The 9,524-nt window shown below is 35.8% G+C and carries 11 protein-coding genes; 3 read left to right on the plus strand and 8 right to left on the minus strand.

Features of this window, described 5'->3' with window-relative positions; translation table 11 throughout:
• The coding region (locus IM507_RS19810) for a photosynthetic reaction center family protein (RefSeq protein WP_465246297.1) at nucleotides 1–384 on the minus strand (384 nt) is incomplete at its 3' end.
• Nucleotides 385–561: 177 nt separating this feature from the next.
• On the opposite strand from IM507_RS19810, the gene IM507_RS19815 reads away from it, so the two are divergent.
• Together IM507_RS19815 and IM507_RS19820 are read left to right on the plus strand one after the other, a co-directional pair.
• A complete protein-coding gene (locus IM507_RS19815; RefSeq protein ID WP_069475680.1) occupies nucleotides 562–1,452 on the plus strand; it encodes a hypothetical protein in 891 nt (296 codons plus the stop codon).
• Nucleotides 1,453–1,507: 55 nt separating this feature from the next.
• Entirely contained in the window at nucleotides 1,508–1,930 is a 423-nt protein-coding gene (locus IM507_RS19820) for a DUF29 family protein (protein ID WP_002791560.1), read from the plus strand.
• Between the two features lie 26 nt (nucleotides 1,931–1,956).
• Here the strand turns inward: IM507_RS19820 and IM507_RS19825 are convergent, their stop codons facing one another.
• From IM507_RS19825 to IM507_RS19835, 3 genes are read right to left on the minus strand one after another with little or no spacing between them, the layout of a single operon-like run.
• Entirely contained in the window at nucleotides 1,957–3,285 is a 1,329-nt protein-coding gene (locus tag IM507_RS19825) for a protein kinase domain-containing protein (RefSeq protein ID WP_123230276.1), read from the minus strand.
• Nucleotides 3,282–4,895: a PP2C family serine/threonine-protein phosphatase gene (locus IM507_RS19830; RefSeq protein ID WP_123230275.1), complete on the minus strand. Its 1,614-nt coding sequence runs from the start codon at nucleotides 4,893–4,895 to the stop codon at nucleotides 3,282–3,284. Before IM507_RS19830 ends, IM507_RS19825 begins: the two co-directional genes overlap by 4 nt.
• 17 nt (nucleotides 4,896–4,912) lie before the next feature.
• A complete protein-coding gene (locus IM507_RS19835; RefSeq protein WP_002745527.1) occupies nucleotides 4,913–5,713 on the minus strand; it encodes a vWA domain-containing protein in 801 nt (266 codons plus the stop codon).
• Between the two features lie 248 nt (nucleotides 5,714–5,961).
• Here IM507_RS19835 and IM507_RS19840 point away from each other — a divergent pair, with 248 nt between their 5' ends.
• Nucleotides 5,962–7,326, plus strand: coding sequence for an NB-ARC domain-containing protein (locus IM507_RS19840; protein ID WP_123230274.1), 1,365 nt, complete (start codon nucleotides 5,962–5,964; stop codon nucleotides 7,324–7,326).
• Nucleotides 7,327–7,366: 40 nt separating this feature from the next.
• Here the strand turns inward: IM507_RS19840 and IM507_RS19845 are convergent, their stop codons facing one another.
• The 4 genes from IM507_RS19845 to IM507_RS19860 form a co-directional block, all read right to left on the minus strand.
• Nucleotides 7,367–7,804, minus strand: coding sequence for a putative toxin-antitoxin system toxin component, PIN family (locus IM507_RS19845; RefSeq protein WP_002761089.1), 438 nt, complete (start codon nucleotides 7,802–7,804; stop codon nucleotides 7,367–7,369).
• A complete protein-coding gene (locus tag IM507_RS19850) occupies nucleotides 7,801–8,064 on the minus strand; it encodes a hypothetical protein (protein ID WP_002752205.1) in 264 nt (87 codons plus the stop codon). Before IM507_RS19850 ends, IM507_RS19845 begins: the two co-directional genes overlap by 4 nt.
• A 63-nt stretch (nucleotides 8,065–8,127) precedes the next feature.
• On the minus strand, nucleotides 8,128–8,691 hold the full coding sequence (locus tag IM507_RS19855; RefSeq protein ID WP_002791547.1) for a Uma2 family endonuclease: 564 nt from the start codon (nucleotides 8,689–8,691) through the stop codon (nucleotides 8,128–8,130).
• A 109-nt stretch (nucleotides 8,692–8,800) separates the two neighbouring features.
• The coding region (locus IM507_RS19860; protein WP_287637582.1) for a photosynthetic reaction center family protein at nucleotides 8,801–9,524 on the minus strand (724 nt) is incomplete at its 5' end.

The following is a 9,524-nucleotide window of genomic DNA, read 5'->3' on the forward strand; positions in this document are numbered from 1 at the left end:
ACCGAGGTAGCAGAAGACACCTAGTAAGAAGTGGAAAATGACTAACTGGTAGGGACCACCGTTGTATAACCACTCATCTAAGGAAGCAGCTTCCCAGATGGGGTAGAAGTGGAGTCCAATCGCGTTGGAAGAGGGAACAACTGCACCGGAGATGATGTTGTTTCCGTAGAGTAGAGAACCAGCTACAGGCTCGCGGATACCGTCGATATCTACGGGAGGAGCTGCGATAAAGGCGATGATGAAGCAGGTGGTGGCGGTGAGCAGGGTGGGGATCATGATCACACCGAACCAGCCGACATAAAGACGGTTGTTGGTGCTGGTGATCCACTGGCAGAACTGCTCCCACAGGGAAGCGCTTTCGCGCTGTTGTAGAGTGGTGGTCATTGGTTTATGATTCCTATTAAGTTATCGAGGTACGATTGATTGATGATGTCTCTATCTTAAAGACTTTGTATCGGTTTGTAAAGGGGTTTGAAACTATTGTTACTTATACCATTGATAAGCTGAGGTTATGAAATGGTTCGGGTGCGGTTCGGTCTTTTCTGATCTAAGATTGAAGATATGACTCGACAACCTCACGACCAATTTGCCAAACAATACCTAGAAGAATTGCTTTCTCCTTTGGGAAGGGTGGAAGTTAGCAAGGAAGTGGCGGATGAAACCCGTCAGGTGGATGTTTTCTTCTCTCCTGACTCTAATATGCGGGAAAATGCTCAATCTTTGGGTCTTTTAGGGCAAATGGTGACCACAAGCACTTTGCTTGAGCCTTTTCGCCATGCTCCCAATCGAACGGAAATTCGCAACTGTATCTTAAAATTGTTTTCGATTTTCGCTGAACTTCAACGGAAAGGGAAACGGGAAAAAACTGAGTTAAATGAGGATGAATTACCTAGATTATGGATTTTGGCTACCTCTATTAGTTTACACATCCTAGAGAGTTTTAATGCTAAATTAGAACTGGAAAACTGGACAGAAGGGATTTACTTTTTATCTCCTTCTCACCGAACGGCAATTGTAGCGATTAATCAGTTACCTATTACCCCGCACACTTTACTGTTAAGATTGTTGGGACGGGGGAAAACCCAAAGCCAAGCGGTGAGAGAGTTGCTTGAGTTGCCTTCCGGCGATTCCTTCCGTCAAAATGTCATGGAATTATTGATCAGTTGGCGCGTGAGTGTTGAAATTAACAATCTTTTAGAATCAGAAGATAGGGAGGTATTTATGGCTTTATCTCAATCTTATTTAGAGTGGAAAGAGGCGACTAAACTGGAAGGACTTCAACAAGGACAACGACAAATTATTGAAAATTTAATGCAGGTGAGGTTCGGGGAATTGGATGAGTCTTTAATAAAAGTCATTGATGAGTTGCTCAAGTTATCACCGATGGAGTCTAGTCGTTTATTATTGGAGTCTTCACGCGAAGATTTAATCAGACGATTCCTCTCTGAATAAATTAATTATATCTGGACTTGGTTCAAAAAACGACTGAATTGATAACAGGGGCAATATGGAAGAATTGTTAGAATTAAAGGATTTACTTTTAGTAGGAAATGTTCCCGATGCCTTGCTCCTGGTAGAGGAAATGACAGAAATGAGCAAAGATGATAAGCTCAATAAGATTTTTAGCTTTAGTATTATTGTCCTATTACATCTGATTAAACAGCAAGCAGAAAAACGCAGTACCCGCTCATGGGAAACCTCTATTTCTAATTCTGTTAGACAGATTCAACGCATTAATAAACGACGTAAAACTGGAGGAAATTATCTAACAATAGAAGAATTAAAAGAAACCTTAGATGATGCTTATTCTTCGGCTTTAAGACAAGGGGCATTAGAAGCTTTTGAAGGTATATATAAACCCGAAGAAATTGAAGCTATGGTTGATAAAAATCAAATTATTAATCAAGCAATGGAGTTGATTTTAGGATAGGAGAACTGCACAGAATAATCAGATAGCTAATTAAACCAGTTCAAAATTTTGTTCCAAATAGATGATACAGATGTTGTAAGTTTCTTCCAAATATTATCAAATTTATCCCAAATGTTTTCATCTTTTGGAGGTGGTGTTTTACCCGTGCCAAATTTATCCCAAATGTTTTCATCTTTTGGAGGTGGTGTTTTACCCGTGTCAAATATATCCCAAGCACTTGATGAATTGGTTTTAAGTTTTTCCCAGGGATCTGAAGATGTTGTATTTTTTGGACTGGTTTGAGTTTGAACTCCGTTAGGGGAGAAAGTCCATCCTTGACTTGAGGGAGGAGGGTATGGGGATGGAGTAGAATTATTAGATGTAAAACCCCAATTAGTAGGATTATTAACTACAGGAACAGGTGAAGTAACGATTGGAATAGGGTTAGTAGGAGGCACAAAACTCCATTTAACTCCTGTGTAATTGTTGACTAAATTTTCAAGAGTTTGTAGGTTTTCAATATTTGATTGTTGACAAAATTTCTCTAATTCTTGGGTAAAATACACAATCTCAGGAGAAAGATTTTTAAGTTCTTTGAAAATCTTGGATGAATTAGGTTTAATTAGGTCTTTTTCGGAAAATAGTAGCCTTTCTTCTTGTTGTATTTGTTGCCAATAGTTGGGATTTTCTGATAAAACAAGCAATGATAAATAAATTACCATTTCTGAGAAATAGTCAGCTTTTGGACTTAATTTAGATAACTTATTTCTGTTAGGATGTTGATAACCAGGGAGTCCTTTAATATTGTCGGTTGCGTTGCTTAATTGAGGAACATATAAACTATCATAGTCAATTAAACATAGATCACCATTTTTACGCACTATAATATTACCGTGTTGTAAGTCTCCATGAGAAATATTATTTTGATGAAGAATTTTAACCATTTCTAAGAATTTTTCGGCAAAGTTACGGATAGAAGTCGGGTTATTAATATTATTAGATATAAATTTTTTAAAGCTAATACCATCAACCCATTCCATTCTAATAATGGGAAATCTTTGTCCATTGACTAAAATTCCTTGTTCTTGGTAAGCAAAATCAACAAAATAAGGAAGTTGAACTGTTTTAAGATAGGCATCAATCGCCTTATAACGAATTTTTAGATCCCCTAAATCTTCTATCCAACATTTAAGGGCATATTTTTTAGGATTAGTTTGAATTTCATAAACAACGGCTTTTCCGCCATTATGAGACAGTAAAAAGTTCTGATTTTGCTTTTGCTTAACAGGCTTTCCTTGTTGTAAAATACCATCGTATATAAATCTATCAGGGTATTTTACGACTGTTTCATAGTCAGTTCTAAGCGGATATTTCATTTTTTTACATACCCCACAAATGTAAATTTAGACCAATTGGGAAGGGAATCAAATTCAAGTTTTTTAAACTTTGATGGTTCGCTTAATTGTCCAAAAACATCCCTTTCTGATTCACTAGCCAAAGTTCTCAGATTTGTCTTGGGTTTTATTTCTATTTCATCCCTTGCACAAGTAGAACATTGATTCAAGATTGCTTGATTAGCATAAAGATCAATCTGAAATTTAATCCATTTGTCTCCTTCTTCTAAAATTAAAACCTGAGATGAGTCAGATAAAGCAGGAATAATAATTTCTTGAAAAGTTTGATCTTTGTAGATTTTATTTCCTTTTTCAAGGTTCATATATTTAGGTTCATATTTAGTGACTTGACTAGATGAATTTGAATTGCTTGATTGTTCAGTTTTTATACTATTTATTTTGTTAGCTGTCTGAGAAATAAAATATAATATGGTCGCAGTGGAGAGTATAGTTAAGAATATATTTAAAGGAATAAAAACAAGGAGAAGATTACGGATTCCATCTATTCCTTTAATTACGGGTGGTTTGTCTTCTCTCAGTTGAGGACTTGAAGAAGAAACTCCTCTCAAATTGCGGTGCGTCATGGGTAAAGATGGCAGAAATTTTAATAATGTTTGTAGATTGGAGCTTATTTTGGCAAAACCAGAAGTATCTTCTAAATTTTCAGCAGGAGTATTGTCTTTAGGTTCTTCTTCTACTTTTGAAGAATTGTTTTTATCTTCGTTAAAAGGCTGTTTGTTTTCATTACTTGAAGGTAAAATGATAGGAGGATTTTTTTGATTTTCTTTTCTGGTTTGTGTAGGCAAACTGATGATTTCACCATCACTGACTTCTAAAATCATTAAAGTGACATCATCATTTTTCATTTTTATTGTGTCATCCTGTCTAGCAGATTTTACAAAATTCTCAAACTCCTGTATTGTAAGTAAAGTTGTTAAAATATCTCTTTGCTGTTCTGTATATTTAAAAATATATTCAGCTAGAGCGTCAGTTGCTAGTACAAAATAAAGCTTATCTGAATCTTGTTTGTATTTTAATTCGATGTCTAAAAATTCTGGCTCATGATCATTATTTTTAGAGCGACTTCCAAAATATTCAGGTTGATTATTAAAATCCGTTGATTTTTTCAATAAATGGGTTTGAATTAATTGATTTCCCTGAAAAATAAACAGACAGCTATCGCCAACAATTGAGATTTTTGCTTGATTTTCAATAAATTGTAACCCAATAAAGGTAGATGTTGCTGATTTAGAACGTTCCAAACCATTGTAAATCTCAATCCAGGCAAAATTATTACCGCTTTTTGCTTTTTCTAATTCTGCTCTAACTTCTTCTAACCATTTTTGCTGAATTAGTTCAAGCCATTCTTGCCAATTGTTTTTATCAATCTGGGGATTTTCACAAAAATAATCAACAAGAAGTTTTGACCATATACTTGAGTAAAATGATTGAGTTGCACCATCGGCGATCGCAAAACAATTCTTAGCTTCATTATAGCTAAAATTATCTTGACAACCGCTAATGGTTTCCATCTCTTTATGAGTTCTATCACTGAACCGACGGATGACTGAAACTTTATGATGAGATTCCATAATTAATGACAATAACTTTAGCGTAATGCTCCTTGAGAACCAAATTGAAGAAGTTTAATCAGTGCTTCAGCATCAGCATTAAAGATAAAACCTCTGGCATTAGGTTGAACATTAAAACCCGCATTTTTGGCACTCTCAGCAAGAGGATCAGGAAGCACACTGGAAATATCAAACAAAAAGTTAGCAAATTTATTATTGTTAAAACCAGCATTGTCACTAGGTAACTCTATTTTCCCTGCTGATGCGTTAGAAATATGAGCATTCAAAACAATCACGTTACCGTCACTTGTTTTAAGTTGTGCTAGTTTTTTCGCTTCAGTAGTAGCAGCATTAAAATCATTAGGTTCTCCATCGGTTATATTAATAACAACGGGTGGAAAGCTATCGGGATGATTAGAAATAAATTTTTCTACCCCATTATAAGCCTGTTTAAAGGCTTCAGCCATTGGTGTTCCATTACTTGCAGTCGGTTTCACAAACACTCGCATTACTTCATCCACTTCAACCAACCCACCTGCACCATCAGAGACTTTTCTCTTAAGGGTTGTTGTATTGGGATTTTTAGCCAACTCTGAGGCTTTGTCTAGAAATAGTATATTAATACTTGCTCCATAGCCAACCACTGCCACAAAACATCTGTCTTTAATCTCATTACCCGATGAACAAGCTGTAATAATTTCTCCGATGACTCGATTAACGGCTAATGCGGCAAACTCTGCTTTATTTGAATTAGCGTATTTATCTGACATTGAAGCTGACTGATCAATCATAATCAGGATAAATCCAGGGTTGGCTCTACTCAGTAGTTCTTGATACATAACTTAAAGATTACTTCATTGATTTTTGAAATGGAAAAGATGATCATGTCACCGCAAAATGGGCTATGATGACAATCTAGCAAGCAAATAGGACTAATTAGCTTGATTTACCTAACATCTCAGTATTGTAGCGCTTGATTTTAGTACCAAAGTAGGCTTTGGTACACAATTTATAGGTAGGTTACGGTACAGTCTTAGTTCCGTTTGGTATAATATATTTGATTACCCCTCTAATTTTTTAACCAGAAATGAATAATATTGACCAAGTTTTGCAATATGTTGATGATTTAATGTTTGAGAAAGTGGCGTCTCATCTGACACCAGTACAAGAAGCAATCTTGACAGGGGTTTGGCAAGGTCAAAAATATTGGCAAATTGCTCAATCTTTTAATGGTTGTAGTGAATCTCATATTAAAAAAGAGGCTGCTAACTTATGGAAAAAGTTGGGTAAGGTATTAGACGAAGATGTTAATAAAGATAATTTACGATCCAAGTTAGAAAGAAAATATCGGGTTTCTCAAGCTTATCATTCGGGGAATTGTTTGTTACAAATTGATAACATCAATATTGGTGGTCAAATTATTCAAACGACTAATGATAACCAAAACCGATCATATTCTTTACATAATAATAAATCTCCCATGATTGACTTAACAAAAGCTCCTGAATTAAGGTATAACTATGGACGTAAGTTAGAAATATCAACCTTAAAAGAATGGCTAGATAATAAAACTCGATTAATTACTATTTATGGGTTAACTGGAATCGGAAAAACAGCTTTAACCCTTAAATTAGTTTCAGAAATTGCCCCACAATTTGATTATATTATTTATCGCAGTCTGGAAAATATTCCTCAATTAATCGCTCTCAAAGATGATCTAAAACAGTTTTTCGCCCAATCTCTATCAACCCCCTTACCTGATATAATAGATTATCTAAGCTCCTATCGTTGTTTAATTATTCTTGATGATGTGCAGAATATTTTTAAACTGGGGGAATTAGCAGGTAAATATTTACCCGACTGTCAGGATTATCATAAATTTTTTCATCAAATTGCTACCACATCTCATCAAAGTTGTTTGATTTTAATTAGTTGGGAACTTCCCAGAGATTTTGTCACCTTAAAATCCGATAAAATTAAAACTTTATACCTGCAAGGTTTAACAACAGAATTTGAAAAAATCTTCAAAGAATACGGTTTAAAAAGTGAGGAGAAATGGACGAAACTGAGCGAACTTTATCAAGGTCATCCTAACTGGTTAAATATCATCTCCTCAACTATTATTGAGCTATTTGATGGAGAAGTATCCTTATTTTTAGAACAAATGAATAATGAAATTTATTTAGGGGATATAGAAAACTCGATCGAATGTCATTTACAGCGTTTATCCGCAACAGAAAAAAAGGTGATACACTGGTTAGCTAATCAAACTGAAGCGGTAGAAAAGTTTCCCAAAACTGCTAATCTTGACTTATCTACTTCTGAATTTTGGGCAACTATTCAGTCATTAATTAGACGCTGTTTACTGGATAAATTACCATCAGAAACCTCGTCCTATTTTCCTATTAATCCTGTGTTTAAATCCTATCTTCAAAGAAATCCTAACGATTAGGATTATCTCTTTAAAAATAGATGCGATCGCATTTTTATCTTTAACTATTTTGCAAAACTTGTAAGAATAAATTTGGCGATAAAATTTGTGTATGATGATAATGCTTTAGCGGTAAAATGTGTTTTTTATCTAAAGAAACTAGATAATCAGCACCTATTTCGTAAGCGGCTGCCAAAAACATATTATCATTTGGATCAACCTGATCGAGTAGCGTTGCTTGATAAATGCCTTGAATTTTGATAGCAGTATAAAAAATAGCCGTTAAAATCTCCTTAATATCATTTCTGTCAATATTTTTCAGTAATAGTTTTTCAACCAATTCCTCCAATAATTGAGGAGAAATAACTAACTTAAATCTACCCTCCCGCCAATAACGAATAATTTGACAAGGCGCACTGTTAGGATTTTTACTTAACAAAGCTGAAAGAAAAACCGAAGTATCAAGAATAACAAGAGGTGAATCTTGAGCAAACATCATAGTAAATCAGATTCTTCTAAGTTTCCTGAAATTCTCACACAAGCGTCATCAAATTTTTGCCAAACTTCATGATAACAATTATCGGGCATATTTTGAACCTCATTTAATGTTTCCATAATCAAATCTTTGGCCTGTTTTCTATTTACATTTTCTTTTAAAACTTCTAAATGCTTGTGTAACTGCTCCAATAACCATTGTTTATCTTCAAACGAAAAATTTCGTAACTTTTGTTCCAGTTCAATAATTTGAGGGGATATCATAAAATTAACTCCTGATCAAGATTAGTCTAGTTTAATGATAACAAAAGCTTCAGATTTAAAGCCTTAACTAAAGATTACCTTGTTATAAATATCTGCTATCTCCACCTCAACCCGCAAAGAGTTTAAATGAATTATCCTATCAGATTCATAAGCTGTAAACAACCAGCGTTCGCCTTCTTTTTGAAAATGCTCAATATAACATTTTTCCTGAGAAATCAATAAATATTCCTGAAAAGTTGCAATGGTTCGATAAGCGGCAAACTTTTCTTCTCTGTCGTAATTTGCCGTTGAAGCAGACAAAACCTCAGCGATTAAAACAGTATTAATTAAAGTATCTTTGCGTCCTTCTTGATAAGTGAGAGGTTCAGACACTACCATAATATCAGGATAGGTAGCTATTTGACGCTCAGGTATCCATAAACGCTGATCGGTGACAAAAACGGCATAGGGTTGATTCTTTAGTCCAGTATATAAAGCCACCAATAAATTACTAATAATGCGATTATGAGTCGGTGTCCCTCCTGTCATAGCAATAATTTTTCCATCCAGATATTCATGGCGAGTTTGGGATTGTATTTCCTGCTCAAAATATTGACTAAGAGTATATTTTCCAGTGAGAGCGGTCATAATGATGATTGTTTGAGAATAAGCATTTTGCAGCGTTTTTCATTGTTCCCCAATTCTAACAACAAAAAAGCACCCCCTCGCGGGAGTGCCTTTTCGTTCAGACTAGAACTTAACCATTGATAGCAGGAGCAGTCAGAGCTACAGGAGCCTGTTCACCACTAGCCAAGTCTAAGGGGAAGTTGTGAGCATTGCGCTCGTGCATTACTTCCATACCGATACCAGCGCGGTTTAACACATCGGCCCAAGTACCGATTACACGACCTTGAGAATCGAGAATCGACTGGTTGAAGTTGAAACCGTTGAGGTTGAACGCCATGGTGCTAACACCCATTGCCGTAAACCAGATACCGATTACCGGCCATGCACCTAAGAAGAAGTGCAGGGAGCGGCTATTGTTGAAAGAAGCGTATTGGAAGATTAAGCGTCCGAAGTAACCGTGAGCGGCAACGATATTGTAGGTTTCTTCTTCTTGACCGAATTTGTAACCGTAGTTCTGAGACTCGATTTCAGTGGTTTCACGCACTAAGGAAGAAGTTACTAGAGAACCGTGCATCGCGGAGAACAGAGAACCGCCGAACACACCAGCAACACCTAACATATGGAAGGGGTGCATCAGAATGTTATGTTCTGCTTGGAACACGAACATAAAGTTGAAGGTTCCAGAGATTCCTAAAGGCATACCATCAGAGAAAGAACCTTGTCCGATGGGATAGATTAAGAATACAGCAGTAGCGGCGGATACAGGTGCAGAGTAAGCAACACAGATCCAAGGACGCATTCCTAAACGGAAAGACAGTTCCCACTGACGACCGAGGTAGCAGAAGACACCTAGT

The sequence above is a fragment of the Microcystis sp. M20BS1 genome, from assembly GCF_020245305.1.
In the GTDB taxonomy this organism is placed as follows: Bacteria; Cyanobacteriota; Cyanobacteriia; order Cyanobacteriales; family Microcystaceae; genus Microcystis; species Microcystis ichthyoblabe_A.

Coding starts and splice junctions, on each gene's coding strand:
- IM507_RS19815 (WP_069475680.1), top strand. CDS start 562: ATGACTCGACAACCTCACGACCAATTTGCCAAACAATACCTAGAAGAA.
- IM507_RS19820 (WP_002791560.1), top strand. CDS start 1,508: ATGGAAGAATTGTTAGAATTAAAGGATTTACTTTTAGTAGGAAATGTT.
- IM507_RS19825 (WP_123230276.1), bottom strand. CDS start 3,285: ATGAAATATCCGCTTAGAACTGACTATGAAACAGTCGTAAAATACCCT.
- IM507_RS19830 (WP_123230275.1), bottom strand. CDS start 4,895: ATGGAATCTCATCATAAAGTTTCAGTCATCCGTCGGTTCAGTGATAGA.
- IM507_RS19850 (WP_002752205.1), bottom strand. CDS start 8,064: ATGATATCCCCTCAAATTATTGAACTGGAACAAAAGTTACGAAATTTT.
- IM507_RS19845 (WP_002761089.1), bottom strand. CDS start 7,804: ATGATGTTTGCTCAAGATTCACCTCTTGTTATTCTTGATACTTCGGTT.
- IM507_RS19855 (WP_002791547.1), bottom strand. CDS start 8,691: ATGACCGCTCTCACTGGAAAATATACTCTTAGTCAATATTTTGAGCAG.
- IM507_RS19840 (WP_123230274.1), top strand. CDS start 5,962: ATGAATAATATTGACCAAGTTTTGCAATATGTTGATGATTTAATGTTT.
- IM507_RS19835 (WP_002745527.1), bottom strand. CDS start 5,713: ATGTATCAAGAACTACTGAGTAGAGCCAACCCTGGATTTATCCTGATT.